Here is a 24,110-nt window from a genome sequence, read left to right as displayed (position 1 = left end):
TTATTTTATATCCAGATCCACGGAGTTCAATCTCAATGAATTCAGAATCACAGACAGGGAACTGAAGCTCATTGCTGCAGCGGCAATCATCGGTGATAACAGAATTCCAAAGAATGGATACAATAATCCTGCCGCAACGGGAACTCCCAGTACATTATAAATGAACGCGAAGAACAGGTTTTCTTTAATGTTTTTGAGAAGCTTTTCACTTAATAATTTCGCTTTTGCAACTCCCAAGATGTCTCCTTTTAACAAAGTAATCTCGGCACTTTCAATAGCTACATCTGTTCCTGTTCCCATGGCAATTCCTACATCAGATTGGGCAAGGGCAGGAGAGTCATTGATTCCGTCTCCGGTCATAGCAACGATCTTGCCTTGCTGTTGCAGTTTTTTTACCTCGTTCAGTTTATCTTCCGGAAGACAGTTGGCTTTGAAATGTTTGATTCCTAACTCATTAGCTACGGCTTTGGCTGTATGCTCATTATCTCCGGTCATCATAATCACATCAATTCCTTCACTCATCAGCTGCTTAACTGCTTTTTTAGAGCTTTCCTTTATCTTATCGGTAAAACTGATGAAACCTAGCACCTGCTGATCCTGTGCTATATAAGAAATAGTATGTGCTTTTGACTGTACTTCCACAGCTTTTTGCTTTAAACTTTGCGGAATGGTGATCTGATGTGAGGTCAACAGACTTTCGTTTCCTAAATAAGCTGTTTTACCGTCGATATTTCCTTTTACTCCTTTTCCTGAAATGTTTTCAAACTGATCCACTTTTTCAGAAGTTATATTTTCTTCTTTTGCTCTTTTTATGACAGCATTGGAAAGCGGATGTTCTGAGTTTTGATTCAAAGAAAAGGCCAGTTTTAAAATCTGATGCTGATCTCCGGTTGTTGTTTCAATATATTCTACAGAAGGTTTTCCTTCCGTTAAAGTTCCTGTTTTATCTGTGATCAGAACATTTACTTTATTCATTTGTTCAAGAGCTTCAGCATTTTTGATCAGGATTCCGTTTTTGGCACCTTTCCCGATTCCTACCATTAAGGACATAGGAGTTGCCAGTCCCAGGGCACATGGACATGCTACAATTAAGACAGCAACGGCATTCACAAATGCAAATAGTGTTCTTTTTCCTTCCGGGCCGAAAAACTGCCACAGGATAAAAGTAAGCATCGCAATAAGAATAACTACAGGAACAAAAACTTTTGAAACCTTGTCAGTAAGCTTCTGGATTGGCGCTTTGCTTCGGCTGGCTTCATTAACCATCTTAATGATTTGTGAAAGCAGGGTTTCGTCACCTACTTTTTCAGCCTTCATTATAAATACCTGATTACCATTTATCGTTCCCGAAGACACTTTATCATCCACATTCTTTTCAACAGGAACAGGTTCACCTGTGATCATACTTTCATCTACAATAGAATTTCCCTCGGTAATCTTTCCGTCCACTGGAATTTTTTCTCCCGGTTTTACTTTTAATAAATCTCCAATTTTCACCTGTGAAAGCAGTACTTTCTTTTCTTCACCATTTACCATAAGGTTGGCTTCGTCCGGTGAAAGATTCATCAGTTCTTTGATAGCGTTACCTGTTTTTTTATGAGCAGCAGCTTCCATTAACTGACCTAAAATAACAAGGGTTAAAATCACACAGACTGCTTCAAAATATAACGGAATTTCATGATTGTGTCCACGAATTTCATGTGGAATAATATCCGGAAATATTAAAGCTACAATACTGAAAATAAATGCGGCAGCAACACCCAGCGCAATAAGGCTGAACATGTTGAGATTCCAGGTTCTGAAAGAAACCCAGCCTCTTTTCAATAGGAACCATCCGGAATAAAACATCACCGGAAGAGTTAAAGCAAGTTCAATAAACCCTTGAATCTGGTGAGAAAAAGGGAAATTGATAAACATACCACCCATTGACAGAATGAAAACCGGAATGGTAAATGCCAATGAAGTAATGAACTTCCTCTTTAATATATTATATGTTTCATCTTCTTCATCCTCACCGCTGTCCGGCATTCTTACGAGATCCATTCCACAGATCGGGCAGTCTCCCGGTTCGTCACGGATGATTTCCGGATGCATAGGACATGTGTATTTTGCGGTTTTCTTTTCAGGATACTTTACCAGGTCCATACCACAGACAGGACATCCAACGTTGGAATCATAGGTTTTATCTCCTTCACAATACATCGGACAGTAATATCTGCCTGCCATTTCATCAGTTACTTTAGGTGCTTGGTGATTATGGCTGTGGTGATCATGATGGTGAGCGTGGGAATGAGAATGGTGCTGGTGTGAACTTCCTTTTTGAACAAGCTCTTCAGTGATCTTCTCTAAATGCATATGGCAGACAGGGCAATCTCCTTTTTCATCATACACTTTATCTCCTTCGCAAAACATTGGACAATAGTGTTTTCCGATATTGTCTTTAAAGTTTATGGGAAGGTTGGTTGGCGAAAAGGTGGGCTTATGATTAGGGTCTTTGGCTAATTTCTCTTCAATAGGTACCAGATACATTTTGCAGACAGGACATCTTTCACCTTGTTTGAAATATACTTTATCCCCTTCACATTCCATTGGACAATAGTATACTGAAGACGGAGATATACGGTCCTGAGGTTTTACAAAGGCTTTCTCAGGGTTATTCGGGTCTTCAAGTCTGTATTTTCCTATTTCTGCCAAAGCATCATTTAAAACTGAAAGTTGTACTCCATGATCGGAAGTAATTGTTGCGGTATTGTTTTCCAGATTGACATCGGCTTGAACACCCTCAACACTGTTCAGTTGATTTGAAATCTTTTTCTGGCAGCCGGAACAGGTCATTCCGAGTATTTTATACTGTTGTTCCATGATTCTTAAATTTATACTACAAATTTCCAAAATGGAAGTCTAAGGTTGTTATAAATTTAAGGATAATAGTTATAAAATTAGGCGAGAATGAGATGAGGGTTTAGTGTTTGAGAGTATGAGGGTGTGAGAGTATGAGAATTTGTAAGAAAGATAGGAATATTTAAATCCTTCAGTCACAAACTCACAAACACTCATACTTTATAGATTATCAAGTGCTTTGCGGTTGTGTTCTTTAAGTTTTTTGAATTCAGTAGGGGTAAATCCGGTTGTATTCCTGAATTGGGAAGAAAGGTGCTGGACACTTTTATAGCCAAGTTTTCCGGCAATTTCAGTAAGATTGAATTCATTATAGAGAAGAAGTTCTTTTACCTTTTCAATTTTCTGAAGAATAAAGAACTGTTCTAAGGTGATATTTTCGTTTTGTGAAAATGTTTTTGAAAGTGAGCTATAGTCCTTATGAAGTTTTGAACTTAAAAATTCTGAAAGCAGAAAGTCCTCAGCAATATCAAGGTCGCTGATCTTTATAATGATCAGGTTTTTGATTTTTTCAACAACCTGATGTGCAGAATCCATGATTCTTTCAAAGCCTGTATCAAGCAGTTCTTTTTCTATGGCCTGCATTTTTTCAGGAGAAACATCAGCCTCAGTTTCTGCTTCACCTAATAAAACGGCACTTGTTTTTACACCTGCATTATGGAAGATGTTTTCTACTGCCGCAATGCACCTGTTGCAGACCATGTTTTTTATAAAAATTTTCATAGACCGTTGTTTAACCTGTCTTTTACGAATTCAATCTGGGTTTTGCCATGAGGAGAAGGGTTGCCTTCTGCATCCAGGTTTACCATTACGATTTTTTCTACCGTAATAATGGTTTGATGAGTCATTTTATTTCTTACATCACATCTTAAAGTAACAGAAGATGATCCGAAATGAGTTGCCTCAATCCCTATTTCTATAATGTCACCCTGCTTGGCAGAACTTACAAAATTAATTTCTGAAATAAATTTGGTCACCACCTTTGTATTTTCCAATTGGATAATAGCATATAATGCCGCTTCTTCATCGATCCATTGAAGGAGTCTTCCTCCGAAAAGTGAGTGATTAGGATTTAAGTCTTCGGGCTTTACCCATTTTCTTGTATGGTAGTTCATATCTTTAATAATTTGCAGCACAAATTTAGTGTTAAAAGCTGATGTTTTCAAAAGAATCATATTTATTGATCTGAAAATACTGATTCATTTTCTCAATCATTTTCTTTTGGAGCGCATCGCTTTTGTTTTTGTAATGGAAGAGTCATTCAATAATGTTTGATATTCTTTACTTTCTACGGGAATCATGGCAACTTTACCTTCTGAATTATGATGGAACCCAAATCCATATTTCTTCGCCAGGGGAGAGCAGCGGAGACATGGCTGGCCTTTGGAAAAGAATTTTTCTCTTTCTTTCTGTTTTTCGTGTTGTGAAATATCATTTTTAATGACATAACACTCAAAAATAATATCATCCGATGAATATTGATAAGGATGCTTTATCAGTTTCTCGTATTGAATACTGGCAATTGTTTTTTCTTTTTTCTCAATGGGAATCTGAGCCCGGGAAACAGGGCAGTCTTCGGCTACTTCAATCAGGGTGTTGACATAATTAGTAGTGTGCTGTTTCATTTTCTGGCTTTTAATTGATGTTTTATTAAATTCATATAGTAGGAAATCCTATAAATCAGATACTATCTTATGGATTATCAAAGTTATAGATGTTAAATATCTTTTTTATTTAGAAAAAATTAACTAATTTTATAATAATGAATTTACAGATGTAACCGACTGTAAATCAGTGTATTTTATTGTATTTAGACTGTTTTTGGTTTTAGAGATTCAACATAATGTGAGAAATATTAAAAAAAAGCTTTGATTTGAAATTTTTAATTGTATCTTGCATACGTTTATATTTGGAATCAATATTTGTTCATTAATTTATGTTGTTTTTCTTTTATATACCAAATTTTTATTAATTTTTTAATTTATTCAAAATGAACATTTTTGTTTCAAACATCAATTACGCAACTAAAGAGTATGAGTTGCACGATCTATTCGCAGAATTTGGTGATGTATCATCAGCTAAAATCGTTACAGACAGAGAAACTGGTCGTTCTAGAGGTTTCGGTTTCGTAGAGATGGGTGATGAAGAAGGACAGCAGGCTATTGAAGCTCTTAATCAAAAAGAATTCAACGGAAAAGCTCTAAACGTATCTGAGGCTAAGCCTAGAGAAGAAAAACCAAGAAGAAGCTTCGACAACAACCGTGGCGGAGGTTATGGTGGTGGTAACAACAACCGTGGCGGAGGCTATGGTGGTGGTAACAACAACCGTGGCGGAGGCGGCGGAAATCGTTGGTAAAAATATGAAGCGGCTTTAAGCCGCTTTTTTTATGCAATTTAATTTCCAGTAAATCATTTGATTAGAGTTTTGTATTGAAATATTGAAGTGTTTTGGCATAATTTTAGAAAATTATTAATCAATCAAAAAGTAATTATAATGAAAAAACATTTATTAGCATTAATGATGGTGTTTGGCGGATTATTAATCAATGCACAAAGCATTTATGCAGGACAGACATTAAGACAGGACAAAAAATACTGGGCAGATAATAATGAGTATTATCTAATCTTTCAGAATGATGGAAACCTGGTTTTTTATAACAGATCCGGTGCACCTGCATGGGAATCAAAAACTACCAACAGAGGTGTAAGAGCAATTTTTCAGGAAGATGGTAATCTGGTAGTATATTCACGTGGAAACGGAGTTGCTTTCAGTTCAAATACTGATGGTAAAGGAGCTAACAAATTATCCGTTCAGGATGATGGAAATCTTGTTATTTATAATGGGTCTAACCCTGTGTGGGCATCTAAAGGTGGCATCAGGAACAATAATGGCTGGGGTAATCGTGACCGTTACGGAAGTAAAGACTATGTATCAACAGGTTACAGATTCCGTAAGGATGCAAAACTGTATTCTTCAGACGGACGCTATTATCTGGTATTTCAGGATGATGGTAATCTTGTTTTGGCTAATAGAAACGGGAATGCTATCTGGGCTACAGCAACTGATAATAGAGGAAGCAAAGCCGAATTTCAAGGTGACGGAAATCTTGTAGTGTATGATTCTTATAACAGAGCCGTTTGGAGTTCAAATACAGAGAACAGAGGAGCTACAAAACTTACAGTACAAAATGATGGAAACCTTGTGATCTACGGAAGAAATTCTCCACTATGGAGCTCCGGAACCAATAGATAAACCGTTTTTTTTATATACAATAAAAAAAGACTGTCCTTGCGGCAGTCTTTTTTTGATCTTTATTTTAATCTTATCAGGATGTAAACATTCTCATAATAAATGCTGGCAAGTTCATTATCAGAATATTTTTCTTTTGTAATTTCACTGAAAATAAGCTTGACATGGTATTTGCCTAAATCAGACTCCATTGCTATATCAGGGACTTTTACGGTGCCGTTTTTATTTTTGTTTTTTTCAAACAGTTGAATGATCTGTGGTCCGAAATCTACTTCTTCTTTAGAATTTAATCTCAATCTCAACGAAGATTTATCAGTCAGCTGATCGATAAGTTCAAACTGATCTTCATTCAGTTTTTGCGGATCTCCGCTGTAACGGTGGAAAGAAAGTAGATATTGATAGTTTTCGATTCCTATAATTTGCTTTTCAGGAACGAGAACAATTCTGTTCAGTTCATAAGGCCTATTTTTAACGGTGATATTTACATCTGAAAATTTATTTTGAATCGTATAGTTAATGCTATAAAATGTACCTTTTTCAATGTTGTCTGATAATTCAGCCTGATCTTTCTGATTCAGGAGATCTGATAAAAACTCACTTTGTTTTCTCTCTGCCAGAAATTCAAATTTATTAGCAATTTCATTACGGACTGTATCTGTAACTTTTTTATTGAAATTAATTTTACCGGCACTGATTAACTGATTTTGATTTAAAATATTCATCAGTGCTGCTTTTTGACTTCTCTTGGCAATACTGAAAGCATTGAGATAAGGAAATATTAAAGCAAAAGTTCCAAATAAAAATAAGCTGACCGGAATAAACTTTATGGTTGCCTTTCTGCTAAAAATAAAGTAAATAACAATGCTGAGCAGCCAAAGAGCGAGAAGGAAAACAAAATACCTCGGTTCTGTATAGCCATATTCCAGAATTCTTGTGAAAATAGCTGTGAAAAGCAGGATGATCAAAGGAACAATGGTATAATAAAATGCTTTTGAAAATACCTTAACCCATGATTTTGCGTTTTCTTCTTTTAATGGATGTACCAAAAGCAACGCCAGGATTCCAACAATGCTGTAGGCCAGAACAAGATAAGAAACCCAGCCTCTTGGAAGCTGCCAGTTGAGCAGGATCTTAAAAGAATAAAAATAAAGAATTGCTACATAAATAAGAAGCAGCGGGATTAAGATAAACTGAGTGAAAAACTTTAAAACAACAGGGTATGTCCCATCTTTTTCAAGATTATTCAAACCTTTGTCATTAAACAAAAGGAAAATAAAACTACTCCCAAAAATAGCCAGAACGAAAAATGTATCTGTATAAATCCTGTGATGGAAATGAAAATCAAAAAGTTTATCAACGGCTAGAATAGCTAATTCAACTCCGCCGGTCAAAACCCCTGTAAATACAAGAGTAAGAAAGAAATTGATAAAAAGATTTTTGTTGTATTGCCAGAATCTGAGTTCTCTGTCTTTTTCAAGAAACGGAACAAAGGAAACCAATAAATGAGAGAGAAGAGCCGTAACAGCAATGATATAAGCATAGACCTCGGTGAAATTATTCTTTTTATCGGGCAGGATACAATAGAACCCAATGAGAAAAGCAACACCACATAATTGTAATAGTAATTCTTTTCCGACTCTCTGTGATGCCATTTTCAGAGCAAACATCAGTGAAATTCCGAGGCAGGCACAAATCGTGAATTTAATATACGCTGTAACTTCTTCAAGCTCTGTTTCTGCAATGCAGATGGCTCCGATTGAAGCTAATAAAGCCACTGTCAGAACTATAGGATAGCGGAAAATGACTTCATTAGCCCGGCTTAATGTTTCCTGGAATTTTGTTTTCATGATTTGGTGTTTTTTTGAGATTAAGATTAATCTTTTTTCTTCTTTTTCTTTTTGTCCTTCTCCTTCTCCTTTTCTTTCTCTTTTCCTTTGGTTTTCTTCTCTTTTTTAGGACTTAAGATTTCTTCAGCAATTTCAAACTTTGGTTCTTCAATTTTTGCTGGTTTTATTTCGATTTTCAGATCAAAATGACCTTTCATGTCTTCCTGAGAAATTAATTTTTCGCTTAATAAAAGCTCCAGAATTTCCTTCCCTGAGTTATTGAAAAAGTTATGCGAAAGTTCTTTCAATAGAAATTTTTTATATCCTTCCAGTGGAACAAGCACGGTGTATTTGAAAATTCTTCCTTCTTTTACGGTGGATAGATAGCCTTTCTCAACCAGTATTTTCAAATAAGTGGAAACCGTATTCTGGTGTGGTTTAGGTTCCGGATGCTGCTCCATAACGTCCTTCAGATAGAAAGATTCCATTTTCCAAAACAGCTTCATAAAGTTTTCTTCTGCGGCAGTAAGATGATTTATTTTCATAGAGTATTCTAATGTTGAAATTGAATATTGCAATAAAGATAGATAAAAGATACCATAAAAGCTATTCCAGCTCCCATAAATACTTCTTTTACGGTATGTCTTTTTAAAATAACACGGGTAATTCCGACCAAAGCAGCAATTCCCAGCCATAGAAGACCCATTTTCCAGTCGAGACTAAAAAATAAGGCTGCTACAAATATATTAAATGCCGTATGCATCGAACTTTTGATGAAAAGATTGCTGATCTGTAAGGCAAAAAGAAGAATTAAAATAAACAGCATGACAAGATCGACTGATCCGTTTCTGATGTAATGGAAAAGAAGATAAGCAATCACACATACAGCAATAAATATGTACAGTGTTTTTCTTTGAACCCGGTTGGAGACATCCATATTGGTATATCTTCCTGTTTTCACATTCCATACCAGCCAAATGACAACCGGAATAATAATCATTGCTAATATGGGAATGAAGTACATCATAGAATCTTTAAGGGTGTATTCCCTGATGCTCATATATATAAAGAAAATGATCAGAGAGACCAGAGGATTGAAAAAATCAGAGATGACTTTTGAAATTTTGTGTAGTAATGAAGATTGCTTTTCTTCCATAATCAAGTTTAAAAACCAAATATACCATTATAACCTCAAAAAACAAACGAAAAGGAGAGGAGGGGAATACGGCGGATTATGTGAAAACAATTCAATATCAGCTGTTTGTGATAAAGCGTTTTTTTAGTTATTTTAAATTAATATTAAATTTTGCCGAAAATATATACCTTTAATTGATCCGTTTTAATCTTAATATCATGTATCATGAAACATTTATTCACATTCCTTTTTATCATTACAGGTTATTTTATCTTTGGACAAAAGCATTCTCGGGAAAATACTTCTGCACTGCCAACTCCTGTACATCAGTTAAGAATTTATGAAATTCCCAAAGAAAACAGGCAGGTCTTTCTGGATCGTTTCAGGGATCATGCGCTTAGAATAATGAAGAAATATGGTTTTACTATTGTATCGATATGGGAATCGGAATTCAGGGAAAAAACAGAATTTGTTTACCTGCTTGAGTGGAAAAACGAAGAAACAATGAAAACAGCGTGGGATGGATTTATGGCAGATAAAGAATGGAAGGAGATTAAAGCCAGAACAGCAAAACAATATGGTGATTTCGTTAATGAAATTGAAGACAGAACCCTGAAACTTACAGATTTTTCTCCGGAAAAGAAGCTATTGAAATAACCAAAAGATATATTAACAATAATTAAAGAGGAAAGAAATAGGATTATAAAAAGTACCGAATTCTGATATCTCCGAATAATGTATTGTTTCAGAAAAACCATATGAATAGGCTGATTCCTGATATATCGAGTTTAGAAAATATAAGATAAAATGTAACTTTATGAGTCTTTCGAAGGGTCGAAAATTAAGAATAATCCATTCGGCCTGCAAATAGATTTTACAGAAAAAACGAAAAGTTATCTATGTATAGAATAAAAACGAAGTTTTTTTCATAATTTTGCTCAACTATTTCATCATAAAAAAGCAAGAGCTAACACATGAAAGAATTTTCTAAAGAGGTATACCTGAAGTGGTATGAAGATATGACAATGTGGAGAAGGTTTGAAGACAAATGCCGTTCTCTTTACCTAAAACAAAAGATCAGAGGATTTTTACATTTGTATAACGGTCAGGAAGCTATCCCTGCAGGATTCACGCACGCGATGGATTTGACGAAGGATAGTATGATTACTGCTTACAGATGCCACATCCATCCAATGGCGATGGGAGTAGATCCTAAAAGAATCATGGCTGAACTTTGCGGTAAAGCTACAGGTACATCCGGAGGTATGGGTGGATCTATGCACATTTTCAGTAAAGAACACCGTTTTTACGGAGGACATGGTATCGTTGGAGGACAAATTCCTTTGGGAGCAGGTATTGCTTTTGCAGATAAATATTTCGACAGAAAAGCAGTGAACATCTGTTTCTTTGGAGACGGAGCTGCAAGACAAGGTTCTTTACATGAGACATTTAACATGGCAATGAACTGGAAACTTCCTGTAGTATTTGTGGTAGAAAACAACCAATATGCGATGGGAACTTCTGTAAAAAGAACTGCCAACCACGAAGATATCTATAAATTAGGATTAGGATACGAAATGCCTTGTCTTGCTGTAGATGCAATGGATCCTGTAAAAGTAGCTGAAGCTGCTTATGAGGCTATTGAAAGAGCAAGAAGAGGAGACGGACCTACATTCATTGAAGCAAGAACATACCGTTACAGAGGACACTCTATGTCTGATGCTGAGCCATACAGATCTAAAGAAGAAGTGGCTATTCATAAAAATGATGACCCAATCGAGCTTGTAAAACACAGGATTTTAGAAAACGGATGGGCTACGGAAGCTGAATTGGAAACTATGGATAATAAATCAAGAGACTTCGTTGAGGAGTGTATTGAATTTATGGAAAATTCTCCATATCCAGAAGCAGAAAAGATCTATGAGTATGTATATGCTCAGGAAAATTATCCATTCCTTGACAAATTAGAAAACTAAAAAATAAAAAATTAATTTGAAATTTGAAGTTTGAAATTTCTGAAATCTCAAATCTCAAATCTCGAATCTCAAATCAATATAGATTATGGCAGAAGTAATTACGATGCCCCGCCTATCCGACACTATGACGGAAGGTAAAGTGGCAAAATGGCATAAAAAAGTAGGAGATAAAGTAAAAGAAGGAGATATTTTAGCGGAAATTGAAACTGACAAAGCCGTTCAGGATTTTGAATCTGAAATAGAAGGTACCCTTTTATACGTTGGCGTAGAAGAAGGAGGTGCTGCTGCTGTAGACTCTGTTTTGGCTATTATCGGGAATGAAGGAGAAGATATTTCAGGATTGACAGGTGGAGCTGCTGCTCCCGCTGCAGGAACTGAAGAAAAAAAATCAGAAGAACAGCCTAAAGCAGAAACTGCTGCACCTGCTGCAACAGAGATTCCGGCTGGAGTAGAAGTTATTACAATGCCAAGACTTTCTGATACAATGACAGAAGGTAAAGTAGCTAAATGGCACAAAAATGTAGGAGATACAGTAAAAGAAGGAGATCTTCTTGCTGAGATCGAAACAGATAAAGCGGTACAGGATTTTGAATCTGAATTCAATGGAGTATTATTGAAGCAAGGTGTAGAAGAAGGTGGTGCTGCTCCAGTAGATTCAGTGTTAGCAATCATTGGCCCTGCAGGAACAGATGTTTCCGCTGTAGGAGCTCCGAAAACTGCAGCTGCATCAACTGAAAAACCAGCTGAACAAAAAGCAGAAGTTAAAACAGAAGAAAAAGTGGCTCCTGCTGCGGATTCTTCATCTTCTGACAGAGTAGCAATCTCTCCTTTGGCTAAGAAAATGGCTCAGGATAAAGGGGTTGATATCAACAGTGTTCAGGGATCTGGTGAAAACGGAAGAATCGTTAAAAAAGATATTGAAAATTATCAGCCGGCTGCGAAACCTGCTGCTTCAGCTCCAACAGCAAGTGCTGCTCCGGTTGCATTAAGCTTCGTACAGGGTGAAGATACAGAGACTCCAAACTCTCAGGTAAGAAATATTATTGCAAAACGTCTTTCTGAAAGTAAATTCTCTGCTCCTCATTACTATCTGATGGTTGAGATCAACATGGATAAAGCAATTGAAGCAAGAAAAGAAATCAATTCTTTACCTGATACCAAGATCTCTTTCAATGATATGATTATTAAAGCGACTGCAATTGCTTTAAGAAAACACCCTCAGGTGAATTCAAGCTGGGCAGGTGATAAGATCATCCACAGAGGAAATATCAATATTGGTGTAGCAGTAGCTATTCCAGACGGATTGGTAGTTCCAGTATTGAAAAATACAGATCAGATGACATATACTCAGATTTCTGCATCTGTAAAAGATATGGCTTCAAGAGCTAAGAGCAAAGGTCTTAAAGCTAACGAAATGGAAGGATCTACATTCTCTATTTCAAACTTAGGAATGTTCGGAATCGAAACCTTTACAAGTATCATCAACCAGCCAAACTCTGCTATCCTTTCAGTAGGAGCAATTATTGAGAAACCAATCGTAAAAGATGGTCAGATCGTAGTTGGAAACACAATGAAACTTTCATTGGCATGTGACCACAGAGTGGTAGACGGCGCTACAGGTGCTCAATTCCTACAAACATTAAGAACATATTTAGAAAGTCCATTAACATTGTTACTGTAATTTTCTGAATTGAAAATATTAAAACCTCCCAAATTGGGAGGTTTTTTCGTTTTGTAATGGCAATGTCCATAGTATGAAAAAAATCTGTGATGTTTCATAAATCTTATAAGTGTAAAATAAATACGAAAGCTACGGGATTGAATTTATACTATCAATGTCCGTTTCTCATAATCATCAGGAACAAATTTTATAAAATCCATTAAAATATAATGGTCTTTCGAAATTATTAGAAGATTTTGATCATGATATCAATTTGAGAATTAAAAATTATCACTGTATTTTTTGATGGAATTTCAAAATCAAATTACTATTTTTGAATCATGATTAAAGCAAGAAATATCCATAAATCTTATGGGAATTTAGAAGTACTGAAAGGAGTTGATATTCACATCAAAATGGGCGAGGTTGTTTCTATTGTAGGAGAATCAGGAGCAGGTAAATCTACATTGCTGCAGATTTTAGGAACGCTGGATCATCCGAGCCAATCAAACAAATATGATACTGAAATTGAGATAGCAGGAGAATCATTTATTAATATGAATGACAAACAACTTTCAAAGTTCAGAAATCAGAATATCGGTTTTGTATTTCAGTTTCATCAGCTTCTTCCAGAGTTTACAGCGCTGGAAAATGTATTGCTTCCAACAAAAATAGCCGGAGCTAATGAAAGAGAAGCGCTTGAAAAAGCATATGCTTTGTTTGAAGATTTGAAGATAGAACAAAGGCTGAATCATAAACCCAACCAGCTTTCAGGAGGAGAAGCGCAAAGGGTAGCTGTAGCAAGGGCTTTAATCAATTCACCCAAAATTATTTTTGCGGATGAGCCTACAGGAAACCTGGATTCCAAGAACGCGGATGATCTTCACAGGCTATTTTTTGATCTGAGAGATAAATACAACCAGACATTTGTAATTGTAACCCATAACCCTAATCTTGCAGAAATTACAGACCGCAAGCTCATCATGAAAGACGGAATGATCATAGAATAAAAGCATACAATGCCAGATGATGAAACACTTTATTTTTCTTTTTATAATTTTAATTTCCTGTTCAAAAGCTGAATCCCAGCAGTTGAATTCACTGAATGTGCCTCAGGCAAAGATTTCAGAGATTAAAGAGTATATCAAAGGAAAAGAGTATAATCAGGAACTGGCTGTTTTTATCAACTTTAAACTCCCTTCCGGGAAATACCGTTACTTCATCTATAACCTGAAAAATAATACAATAGTGCAACAGGCCATTGTATCTCATGGTTCAGGTTCTGTCATTCCAAAGTCAGCTGCTTTAAAATTCAGTAATATTGAAGGGTCTTATCAATCGTCTCTGGGAAAATATGCCATAGGAGAAAGCTATATGGGGAAATTTGGTAAAGCTTACCGTTTAAAAGGTCTTGATTCTACCAACAGCAATGCCATGCAAAGGGCAATTGTCCTTCATTCCTACGGATGTATTCCGGATGTGGAATCCCAGACTCCGGCCTGTTTAAGCTTGGGATGTCCGATGCTTTCGGTGAATGCTTTTAAAGAAACAGCGAAATATGTTGATCAATCGACAAAGCCGGTGATCCTGTACGCATTTTATTAATTCATAATCTCTTTTCAATGGCTATAAAATTTCTTGCAGAAGATGACAGACCCAGAGAAAAGTTTTTGCAGAAAGGCAAAAACTCACTTTCTGATTCTGAACTGTTGGCCATTATCATGGGAAGTGGAAATAAAGATGAAAATGTCATAGAGCTGGCAAGAAAAATCTTAAACTCTGTAGATAATAGCTGGCATCAGCTGAGCTTGCTTTCTGTTAAAGATCTGATGAAATTCAAAGGGATTGGAGTTACAAAAGCTATTTCTATCATTTCAGCTTTAGAAATCGGGAAAAGAAGATCACTGCAGGAAATTCCTGAAAAAACTGTGATAGGTAACAGTAACGATGCTTATCTTATTCTTCAAAACCAGCTTTCTGACTTAAGAACAGAAGAGTTCTGGGCTATTTTCCTTAACAACAGTAATAAAGTGATTCATGTCTCACAGCTTACACAAGGAGGAATCAGTCAGTCTATCGTAGATGTCAGAATTCTGTATAAAACAGCACTGGAGCATTTCTCAACAGGCATTATCATTGCCCACAATCATCCTTCCGGCAGCTTAAAGCCAAGCCGGGAAGATATCAATATTACACAAAAAATAAAAGAAGCAGGAAATACATTAAGTATCCAGCTTCTGGACCATATTATTGTCACGCAGGATACCTATTTTAGTTTCTCGGACGCCGGATTACTATGATTAGAAGATTAAAATACCATGAAATTGATTTTGTAAAATATGCTCAATGTTTAGAAAACTCTGAACAAAGAAAATATTCTGCTACAAAAGATTTTTTAGATACAACTTCGACAATGCCGTGGGAAATTCTGGTTTATAAAGATTATGAGGCTGTGATGCCCGTCCCTTTTGTGAAAAAATATGGGATGAAAATTGTTCACAACCCGAAACTGTGCCAGCAGCTCGGTGTTTTTTCCGCTAAAGACGATGTAAACCTTAATGAGGCTTTTTTAGAATATCTGGAAAAGAATTATATGATCAGAGCCTATCCGTTTAATGATGTAAACCGGCTTCGTACAAAGATCAGAATCAAGAAGAACTTTTTATTATATCCTGCACCTTACGAGAAAGTACGCAATAACTATTCTCCCAAAAGAAAAAGAAAGCTCCGTTTAGATGAAGATGTTTTAAAGGAATCAGAAATCAAAACCATTTCTTTTGACAAAGCAAAAACTTTTATAGAAGCCAATACGATAGGGCTGAGCAAAGACAACGACCTGTATGAATTCATGAGGATTTTTGAAAATCTTCACAAGTTGAATTACCTGAATTTCACTGCTTTTTATTATCAGCATAAAATTGTTAATGTGATTGCAATATATTCAGACAGCAATATGGTGGCACTTTTAGGTAATTTTAATGATAAAGAGTATGTCAAATTATCGGGAGCATCCGTATTGATTGACCATATCATTAAAGAAAATATAGAAACTCATATTTTTGACTTCGAAGGAGGTGAATTGCCCAATATTGAAGAGTTTTTCAGAGGCTTCCGCCCGGAATTGAGACCTTATGGAATTATTGAAAATTCTAAAAAGAACCTTTTTAAAAAATTAGGATATCTCATCATGAGAGGGAAATCATTTTTATGATGAAAAGCATTGTTTAGATTGGTTCTAATTAAGTAATATTCCGTAACTTTATAAAATCCTTAGTAAAACAGTTATGTTACAACAGATTCGTCAGTACAAACTATCATATATGCTTTATAACTTGTTTAAAAAGAATAAGTTAAAACATAATATCCCGCTGTATAAGAAATACGGTATTGATAAGAATTATTTTTCAAGTATTTCGAGCAAAGACTTTGCTCATCTTCCCGCTAAAAATAGAGGGGTAGATTATGCAAAACTGACAGAAACTCCTTTTTTTAAGAAACTGACGGAAGAGAATAAAGAAAGTGCTCTTCAGTATGATGATAATGGTTACATGATTCTGAGAAACTACCTGACTCCGGAAACGGCAGATCAAATCAATACTGAAATTGATAAGCTGATGGAGGATGGTACACTGAAGTTTATTTACGGAGGAAAACTGATGTTTGCTATTCATCATTCGGAAATCATTAAAAATATCGGAAGTGACAAAGAATTGCTAGACTTTTTATCTGTTTTACTGGATGGGAAATCTAAACTTTTCCAAAGTATCAACTTCATCAACGGAAGCCAGCAGAAAACCCATTCTGACAGTATCCACATGACGACTTATCCTTTGGGAGGATTGCTGGGAGTTTGGATTGCCCTGGAAGATGTGGATGAAACCAATGGTGCTCTTCATTACATTCCCAAGAGTCATAAATTGCCTTATTTCCTGAATTCTGATTACGATAATGAAGGTACAGACTGGAAAATCGGTAAGAAAAGCTACAGAGCTTATGAAACATTCCTTGAAGATAAAGTAAAAGAACTGGGATTGAAAAAAGAAATCTTTAAAGCAAAAAAAGGAGATTTATTAATCTGGCATGCCAATATTCTTCATGGAGGAGAGCCTCATACTGATAAAAACAGAACGAGAAAAAGTCTTGTATATCATTTCTTTGACGAAAATAGTGTGTGCTATCATGAAGTAACCCAAAGGCCGGCGCTTTTTGAACTTTAATACAGATTATCCTTTATTATAAAAGCTTTTCATAAGAATATAAGTTTAAATGATAGTTTTTTTACATTTGTATACTTATAATATCAACGTATGAAAAAAAGGGAAAATATTCTTGTTTTTATATTTTCAATCTATGTATGCCTTATGTCATACTACCTATATACCAACCATTATTACAATACAGATATGGAAGCTTATATGGGGTTGATTTATAAAACAGAATATCCCGATATGAAAATTGAGGAAATTCATCAGAAAGTATATGATGAGTTGCGGGAAAAGAATCCTGATTTTGCCGGATTAGGACCTGTAAATCCAATGGTGGAAGAAGTGGCGAAAGGCGAAAGTACTTATTATAAAATATTGTCACAAAATCCTAAAGCTTATGAAGAAGAATTACAGCTTTTTGTGGTGAAACCTTTTTATAACTTCATCAATTGGTCATTTTTTAAATTGGGTTTTAGTGCATCTGCTTCCAACTCTTTAATTTCAGTGATTTCTTACGCTTTAATTCTTATCCTGATTTTTAGTTTTTTGATTAAAATTCTGAAAAATTATCCTCTTGCTTTTATCATTACGATTTTAATTTCACTGTTCAAACCTTTTCCGGAGGCAGCCAGACATGTCTCTGCAGATTCTTTATCATGCCTGTTGCTGCTTTTGAGCTTCTATGTATTTTTATTTAGAAGAAATTTATTTCTTGCAGGTATCTTTGCTATGCTGTGCATTCTGACAAGACCGGAGTATTTTATTTTTTATTCTTTCCTGTATGGCCTTATTTATCTTTATAGAAACAGGCTTCAGGTCAAAACAGCTCCATTATTGATATCGTACGGATATCTGTTTCTTTCCTTCTTTTTAATACAGGCTTTTAACCAGGTTTCATGGTCTGCACTTTTTATGAATCAGTTTATTAAAGTTCAGATTTATCCTGTGTCACAGCCCGATCCGTTTATCTTTTCAGATTATATTCATTTTATTAAAAGTAAAATGATGCTGGAGTTCAACGCGTCCTATTTTCCGGTTCTGTTGATTTTTATAATCATTATTCTGGCAAATAATTTTTCATTTTATAATAAAAAAAAACAGGCTCAGGTCTTATTTTTTGCAATTATTTATGGAACTGTTATGATGAGATTCCTGGTTTTCCCGTCTTTAGCAAACAGGATGATGCTGGGCTTTTACCTTATAATTATATTGGCATTAGTTTATATACAAAATTCTAAAGTGGATATCTTTAAAAACTCTTTAGAAGACGGAAAATAATTAGTAATTTTGCAGTCTAAAATTATGACGAGTCTCTCAGGATATCTACCGTATGCATTTGCATTGATTATTGCAATTCCTTTTCTGGTTTTGCTCAGACAATTTGTACACTCGTACATTACCCTTAAAAACCAGGAAATCAAATTACTCACCGTGAAATCAAATTCAGAGAATAAAGCACATTCTTACGAAAGAATGACTTTGTTTCTGAACAGAATGAAGCCATCAAACCTTATTCAGAGATTTGATAGAGAATTAGCCGTTCATGAGTTTATTTTCCTTACTGAAAAAACAATTAATGAAGAATTTGAATATAACTCTTCACAGCAGTTATACATCACAAAAAATTCATGGAAGAATATCGTAGACTCTAAAAATGCCATCATAGAATTGCTTCACAAAACCTATGACGGATTGAAAGGAGAGGTTCAGCTGGACGAATTCAAAACGATTTTCATCATGAACTACATGGAAGGTAACGACTATATAGTTGAAACAATAGAAGATTTAAGAAAAGAAATTTTAATAATAACTTAAAAAATAACAGATAAATAATGATTCCAAATTTTAAAGCACATCCATGGCACGGAATTTCTGCAGGAGAAGATGCGCCAAATGTTGTAAACGTATTTGTGGAAATTGTTCCTTCAGATACTATTAAATATGAAGTAGATAAAGAAACAGGATATTTAAAGGTAGACAGACCACAGAAATTTTCTAACATTATCCCTGCTTTATATGGTTTTGTTCCAAGAACATACTGTGATAAAGAAGTGATGAGACTTGCTGTAGAGTCAGGAGCTACGGATGTTACAATGGGAGATCATGACCCTCTTGATATTTGTGTTTTAAGTTCTCACAATATCCACGCTGGAGGTTTATTGATGGAAGCTATTCCAATCGGAGGTTTCAAAATGATCGACGGAGGAGAAGCTGATGATAAAATTGTTGCAGTAATGATCAATGACCATGCTTTTGGACACTTCAGAGATATTGCTGAATTACCGGAAGCTGAAGTAAGAAGATTAATGCACTACTTCCTTACGTATAAAAACCTACCGGATGAGCCTGCAAAATGTAGAATTCAGGAGGTTTACGGAGCTGAGCACGCAAGAAAAGTGATTAAAGCTTCTCAGACAGACTACGCAGATAAATTCGGAGGATAAGAATTCCTTCCCAAAACATACAAAAAAGCAGATGAAGATTCATCTGCTTTTTCTTTGTGAATATTTTATTCTGTCTCAAAAGACTTAGTTCCTTTTGTATACGGAATTTCCTTCTTTTATGGTTTCAAGAACTTTGATGTTTCTAAGATTTTCAGGACTTATCGTTAAAGGATTCTGATCCAGAATAACAAAGTCAGCTATTTTATCTGCTTTAATAGAACCTTTTCTATCTTCTTCCTGCAGTTGATAAGCTCCGTTGATGGTAATAGCTTTCAGGGCTTCAAGAGGAGTGATTCTTTCACTGGAGCCTAAAATCATTCCTGAACGTGTTTTTCTATTCACTGCTGCATATATTGCAGTAATAAGATCTGGTGGTGTAACCGGGGCATCATGATGGATGGTAAACGTAATTCCTGCTTTTAATGCTGAGTTGGCCGGACTTATAAAAGCAGCTCTTTCAGGACCAAAAACACTTGAGTAATGCCAATCTCCCCATAAATACGCATGAGTAGAAAAGTAAGAAGGAATTACACCCAATTCTTTGATCTTTTGAATATGATCGGGACGGCTGTTTTGTACATGAATTAATGTTGCCCGCAATTCCGGTTTGTAAATGTTTTCATTTTTTAACCTTTTAATAACGCGTATAGCCTGATCTATTGCAGCATCTCCATTTACATGAAGCTGTGCGGTTATATGATTTTGGAAAAGTGTTTTCAGATCATTATATAACGTTTCATCCGTAAAGATTGGAAATCCTTTGTAGTCCTTAGACTGGCCTTCAGGTGGAACTAAATAAGGCTGAGTTAGCCAGGCTGTTTTTCCTTGTGGAGAACCATCATCAGAAAATTTGAACCCGGCCAGTTTCAAACGATTTTCATATTTCATATACTTTGGTTTGAAGCGGCTGAAATCCTTTTTGAAATATTCATAGTCGGGAAAATAAACGACATCGGCTTTAAAAAGATGTTGAGACGCTGCTTTTTCCAACAGAGCAACGCTTTCTCCCATAGTTCTTCCATCACAAATAGTAGTCTGCCCATAACTGAGCCATTCATCCTGGGCTCTCATCAGATTTTCCATTGCATGAGTCTGGGTGTCTTTACCTTTATTCATTTTTTCCGTTAAAGTCAATAAAGCAGTGAAACTCGCGTTTTCTTCTAATTTCCCATTCAGTTTTCCTGTTTTTTTATCCCTGCCGATATGTCCTCCTTCAGGATCTTTTGATGCTTCTGTTATTCCCAGAAGTTGTAGCATTGCACTGTTTGCTACGCTGGCATGACCTGAGGCATGAATAACAATGATGGGATTGGTTTTACTAATGACATCCAGTTCTGTTTTTGTAGGATGACGATGTTCTCTCATAATTGCATCATCATAACCATTTCCGATAATCGGCTGCTTATCTGTAATTTTATTGTCTTTAATGTAGTTCTTAACCGTAATCTGTAAATCTTTAATTGAATTCACTGTTCCATAAGGTTCCGGAGATAGGTCTACGGCATCCATAGTCCCGGCTCTTGAAGTAAGGTGTCCATGAACATCTATAAACCCGGGAAGAAGAGTTTTTCCATTGAGATTAATCATTTTGGTGGCTGGTTCTGAAAAACGCTCTGCATCCGATTTTGTTCCGGCAAAAAGTATTTTACCATCTTTAACTGCTACAGCTTCAACCTGGGGAGAAGAATCCTCCATTGTTATAATAGGACCTCCAAAATAGAGTATCTCAGCTTTTTCTTGTGGAATCTTATGATGACAGCTGCTTATGCCTGCAGATAAAAAAAGAGTATATAGTATCCTTTTCATAAATAATTAATTCAAATCATGGTGAGAAACAAATTTACAAAATAATAGATTATTATTAGTGAATTTTATTATGTGTTTATAATTTCATTATATTTATAAGACTAATCTCAATTTTTTAATATAAAATAATAAACTATGGATCTATTTATGTTAGTGCCAATTTTTGGTGTCATAGCTTTGCTTTATACATTTCTTCAGAGCAACTGGGTCAATAAACAGAATGCCGGAAATGAAAAAATGAAAATAATCAGCGGTCATATTGCAGACGGTGCAATGGCTTTTCTAAAGGCTGAATATAAAATCTTAATGTACTTCGTGGTGGTGGTCGCTATTTTACTTGCCGTAATGGGATCAAGCAATGCCAATTCACATTGGAGTATCGGTATTGCCTTTGCTGTAGGAGCGGTATTTTCCGCATTAGCAGGTTTTATCGGGATGAAAATTGCCACTAAAGCCAACGTCAGGACGGCAGAAGCCGCAAGAACTTCACTGTCGAAAGCGCTTAAAGTATCTTTTACAGGAGGTTCTGTTATGGGAATGGGAGTTGCCGGACTTGCTGTTTTAGGCTTAGGAGCATTGTTTCTAATCATTAAACAAATTTTTGCACCTGATGCCACAGTAGATTCTCACGAAATGGAAAAGACCATTGAAATTCTTACAGGATTTTCTTTAGGGGCAGAATCTATAGCACTTTTTGCAAGAGTAGGAGGTGGTATTTATACAAAAGCAGCAGATGTAGGTGCTGACCTTGTTGGGAAAGTTGAGGCAGGAATCCCAGAAGATGATCCCCGAAATCCTGCAACGATTGCAGATAATGTAGGTGATAACGTAGGGGATGTAGCAGGAATGGGAGCCGATCTTTTCGGATCGTATGTTGCAACAGTTCTGGCAACCATGGTGTTAGGTAGAGAGACTATTTCTGATGATGCTTTCGGAGGTTTTGCTCCAATCCTTTTGCCGATGCTGATTGCAGGAACAGGAATTATATTTTCAATGATCGGAACTTTATTTGTGAAGATTAATGATAATGAAGGTTCATCTACTTCCAGTGTACAAAATGCGTTAAATCTTGGAAACTGGGGTAGTATTGTGATTACAGCCATTTCATCCTACTTCCTGGTAACCTATATCCTTCCTGAAAAAATGGTTCTAAGAGGCCATGAGTTTACTAAAATGGGTGTGTTCGGAGCCATCATGGTAGGTTTGGTCGTAGGAACTTTAATGAGTATCATCACAGAATATTATACTGCAATGGGTAAAAGACCGGTTTCCAGTATTGTGAGACAGTCTTCTACAGGTCATGCAACTAACATTATCGGAGGTTTATCCGTTGGGATGGAATCTACTTTACTTCCAATTATTGTGCTGGCAGGAGGAATCTACGGATCTTATCTGTGTGCAGGACTTTATGGTGTTGCCATTGCCGCAGCAGGGATGATGGCTACTACAGCGATGCAGCTGGCGATTGATGCCTTTGGACCTATTGCAGATAATGCAGGCGGTATTGCCGAAATGAGTGAACTTCCCAAAGAGGTACGTGAAAAAACAGATATCCTGGATGCTGTGGGAAATACAACTGCCGCTACCGGAAAAGGATTTGCCATTGCTTCAGCGGCTTTAACGGCATTAGCTTTATTTGCAGCTTTTGTTGGAATTGCAGGAATTGACGGAATTGATATTTACAGGGCAGATGTTTTGGCTGGGCTATTTGTTGGCGGAATGATTCCGTTTATCTTTTCATCACTGGCAATCACTGCTGTTGGACAGGCTGCTATGGCCATGGTAGAAGAAGTAAGAAGACAGTTCCGTGAAATTCCCGGAATCTTAGAAGGAAAAGCACAACCTGAATATGAAAAATGTGTTGCTATTTCCACAGATGCCTCCATCAGAAAAATGATGCTGCCAGGGGCTATCGCAATCATCTCACCACTCTTGATCGGATTTATTTTCGGGCCTGAAGTATTGGGAGGATTCCTTGCTGGTGCTACAGTATGTGGTGTTTTGATGGGAATGTTCCAGAATAATGCAGGAGGTGCCTGGGATAATGCTAAAAAATCTTTTGAAAAAGGAGTGGATATCAATGGACAGACCTATTATAAGGGTTCAGAACCCCATAAAGCATCTGTAACAGGAGATACGGTTGGAGATCCATTTAAAGATACTTCCGGACCTTCCATGAATATTCTGATCAAATTAATGTCTATTGTTTCTTTGGTTATTGCACCTACTTTAGCAGTATTGCACAAGGATAAAATTGAAGCCAACAGAAAAGCAAAGATTGAAAGTCTTACAGGGATTACCAGTGCTTCAACAGGTGTAAGTGCTGATACCAAAATAATTGCCGTAGCTCCGGGAGAAATTAAAGGGCATCTTAATGAAAACGGAGATTTTGTATATGAAACAGGAAATGTTCAGAAAGTAAAACTAGAGGGAGGAAAAACAATTGCTATAGGAGATGGAAGTCAGCTTTACCAACTTTATAATGTGGTGAAACAAAAAGATAAATCAGCTTTAGATCCTAATAAATGGTATACCATTGAAAACCTTTATTTTGAAACGGGTTCAAGCGATTTAAAAGCAGGATATGAACTCCAGCTGAATACTTTAGCTGAAATCTTAAATGCTTATCCAGATTTGAAAATAAAATTAGGCGGATACACAGACAACAGCGGTAATGAAGATAGTAATCTTAAATTATCAAATCTGAGAGCACAAACAGCAAAACTTAAATTACTTGAACTTGGTGTTGCTGCAGACAGAGTAGAAGCTGAAGGTTACGGATCACAGCATCCGGTTTGCGAAGCCAATGATACCGATGAGTGTAAAGCAAAAAACAGAAGAATTGATGTAAGAGTTCTGGCTCTTTAAAATCATTACAATACAATAAAAGCACTGCCTTGGCGGTGCTTT

22 protein-coding genes are annotated in these 24,110 nt (G+C 36.0%); 14 read left to right on the top strand and 8 right to left on the bottom strand.

The window, feature by feature from the left end:
* The 4 genes from ACLMCG_RS03415 to ACLMCG_RS03400 form a co-directional block, all read right to left on the bottom strand.
* A complete protein-coding gene (locus ACLMCG_RS03415) occupies positions 1–2,862 on the bottom strand; it encodes a heavy metal translocating P-type ATPase (protein ID WP_413958804.1) in 2,862 nt (953 codons plus the stop codon).
* A gap of 198 nt (positions 2,863–3,060) precedes the next feature.
* A complete protein-coding gene (locus ACLMCG_RS03410) occupies positions 3,061–3,621 on the bottom strand; it encodes a helix-turn-helix domain-containing protein (RefSeq protein ID WP_223598880.1) in 561 nt (186 codons plus the stop codon).
* A complete protein-coding gene (locus tag ACLMCG_RS03405; protein ID WP_047422729.1) occupies positions 3,618–4,013 on the bottom strand; it encodes an acyl-CoA thioesterase in 396 nt (131 codons plus the stop codon). Before ACLMCG_RS03405 ends, ACLMCG_RS03410 begins: the two co-directional genes overlap by 4 nt.
* Positions 4,014–4,109: 96 nt before the next feature.
* Entirely contained in the window at positions 4,110–4,523 is a 414-nt protein-coding gene (locus tag ACLMCG_RS03400) for a DUF6157 family protein (protein ID WP_413958803.1), read from the bottom strand.
* A 365-nt stretch (positions 4,524–4,888) separates the two neighbouring features.
* On the opposite strand from ACLMCG_RS03400, the gene ACLMCG_RS03395 reads away from it, so the two are divergent.
* Positions 4,889–5,254 (top strand): RNA recognition motif domain-containing protein, encoded by a 366-nt coding sequence (locus ACLMCG_RS03395; protein ID WP_047384580.1) that lies wholly within the window; start codon positions 4,889–4,891, stop codon positions 5,252–5,254.
* 138 nt (positions 5,255–5,392) lie between these two features.
* On the top strand, positions 5,393–6,151 hold the full coding sequence (locus ACLMCG_RS03390; protein WP_223598878.1) for a hypothetical protein: 759 nt from the start codon (positions 5,393–5,395) through the stop codon (positions 6,149–6,151).
* Positions 6,152–6,210: 59 nt separating this feature from the next.
* Here the strand turns inward: ACLMCG_RS03390 and ACLMCG_RS03385 are convergent, their stop codons facing one another.
* The 3 genes from ACLMCG_RS03385 to ACLMCG_RS03375 are packed head-to-tail and all read right to left on the bottom strand — an operon-like array spanning position 6,211 to position 9,130.
* On the bottom strand, positions 6,211–7,995 hold the full coding sequence (locus tag ACLMCG_RS03385; RefSeq protein ID WP_413958802.1) for a DUF4153 domain-containing protein: 1,785 nt from the start codon (positions 7,993–7,995) through the stop codon (positions 6,211–6,213).
* A 26-nt stretch (positions 7,996–8,021) separates the two neighbouring features.
* The gene (locus ACLMCG_RS03380; protein ID WP_413958801.1) at positions 8,022–8,519 is read right to left on the bottom strand and encodes a BlaI/MecI/CopY family transcriptional regulator; all 498 of its coding nucleotides are present in this window, start codon (positions 8,517–8,519) and stop codon (positions 8,022–8,024) included.
* A gap of 8 nt (positions 8,520–8,527) precedes the next feature.
* Entirely contained in the window at positions 8,528–9,130 is a 603-nt protein-coding gene (locus tag ACLMCG_RS03375; RefSeq protein ID WP_223598875.1) for a phosphatase PAP2 family protein, read from the bottom strand.
* Between the two features lie 204 nt (positions 9,131–9,334).
* Between ACLMCG_RS03375 and ACLMCG_RS03370 the strand changes: the two genes are divergently transcribed.
* The 11 genes from ACLMCG_RS03370 (at position 9,335) to ACLMCG_RS03320 (ending at position 19,394) form a co-directional block, all read left to right on the top strand.
* The gene (locus tag ACLMCG_RS03370; RefSeq protein ID WP_413958800.1) at positions 9,335–9,766 is read left to right on the top strand and encodes an NIPSNAP family protein; all 432 of its coding nucleotides are present in this window, start codon (positions 9,335–9,337) and stop codon (positions 9,764–9,766) included.
* A 317-nt stretch (positions 9,767–10,083) separates the two neighbouring features.
* On the top strand, positions 10,084–11,085 hold the full coding sequence (gene pdhA / locus ACLMCG_RS03365; protein WP_223598874.1) for a pyruvate dehydrogenase (acetyl-transferring) E1 component subunit alpha: 1,002 nt from the start codon (positions 10,084–10,086) through the stop codon (positions 11,083–11,085).
* A gap of 85 nt (positions 11,086–11,170) precedes the next feature.
* The gene (locus tag ACLMCG_RS03360; RefSeq protein WP_413958799.1) at positions 11,171–12,766 is read left to right on the top strand and encodes a 2-oxo acid dehydrogenase subunit E2; all 1,596 of its coding nucleotides are present in this window, start codon (positions 11,171–11,173) and stop codon (positions 12,764–12,766) included.
* A gap of 320 nt (positions 12,767–13,086) precedes the next feature.
* Positions 13,087–13,755 carry an ABC transporter ATP-binding protein gene (locus ACLMCG_RS03355; protein WP_149831785.1) on the top strand — a complete coding sequence of 223 codons (669 nt, stop codon included), beginning with the start codon at positions 13,087–13,089 and terminating at the stop codon, positions 13,753–13,755.
* A gap of 19 nt (positions 13,756–13,774) precedes the next feature.
* Entirely contained in the window at positions 13,775–14,350 is a 576-nt protein-coding gene (locus ACLMCG_RS03350) for a murein L,D-transpeptidase catalytic domain-containing protein (protein ID WP_413958798.1), read from the top strand.
* Positions 14,351–14,367: 17 nt separating this feature from the next.
* Positions 14,368–15,045, top strand: coding sequence for a RadC family protein (gene radC, locus ACLMCG_RS03345; protein ID WP_223598871.1), 678 nt, complete (start codon positions 14,368–14,370; stop codon positions 15,043–15,045).
* Positions 15,042–15,956: a hypothetical protein gene (locus ACLMCG_RS03340; protein WP_413958797.1), complete on the top strand. Its 915-nt coding sequence runs from the start codon at positions 15,042–15,044 to the stop codon at positions 15,954–15,956. Before radC ends, ACLMCG_RS03340 begins: the two co-directional genes overlap by 4 nt.
* Before the next feature lie 73 nt (positions 15,957–16,029).
* Entirely contained in the window at positions 16,030–16,962 is a 933-nt protein-coding gene (locus tag ACLMCG_RS03335; protein WP_413958796.1) for a phytanoyl-CoA dioxygenase family protein, read from the top strand.
* 90 nt (positions 16,963–17,052) lie between these two features.
* Positions 17,053–18,228, top strand: coding sequence for a hypothetical protein (locus ACLMCG_RS03330; protein ID WP_413958795.1), 1,176 nt, complete (start codon positions 17,053–17,055; stop codon positions 18,226–18,228).
* A gap of 24 nt (positions 18,229–18,252) precedes the next feature.
* Positions 18,253–18,765, top strand: coding sequence for a hypothetical protein (locus tag ACLMCG_RS03325; protein ID WP_413958794.1), 513 nt, complete (start codon positions 18,253–18,255; stop codon positions 18,763–18,765).
* A gap of 17 nt (positions 18,766–18,782) precedes the next feature.
* Entirely contained in the window at positions 18,783–19,394 is a 612-nt protein-coding gene (locus ACLMCG_RS03320; protein ID WP_089691215.1) for an inorganic pyrophosphatase, read from the top strand.
* An 84-nt stretch (positions 19,395–19,478) separates the two neighbouring features.
* On the opposite strand, the gene ACLMCG_RS03315 is transcribed toward ACLMCG_RS03320, so the two are convergent.
* Positions 19,479–21,200, bottom strand: a complete 1,722-nt coding sequence (locus ACLMCG_RS03315; protein ID WP_413958793.1) for an amidohydrolase — start codon at positions 21,198–21,200, stop codon at positions 19,479–19,481.
* A 135-nt stretch (positions 21,201–21,335) separates the two neighbouring features.
* Between ACLMCG_RS03315 and ACLMCG_RS03310 the strand changes: the two genes are divergently transcribed.
* Positions 21,336–24,068, top strand: a complete 2,733-nt coding sequence (locus tag ACLMCG_RS03310; protein WP_413958792.1) for a sodium-translocating pyrophosphatase — start codon at positions 21,336–21,338, stop codon at positions 24,066–24,068.
* Positions 24,069–24,110: the final 42 nt, after the last annotated feature.

Source organism: Chryseobacterium sp. S90 (genome assembly GCF_047444895.1).
Classification (GTDB): Bacteria; Bacteroidota; Bacteroidia; order Flavobacteriales; family Weeksellaceae; genus Chryseobacterium.
The sequence above is the reverse complement of the archived record's forward strand: the minus strand, read 5'-3'. Positions and strand labels throughout refer to the sequence as shown.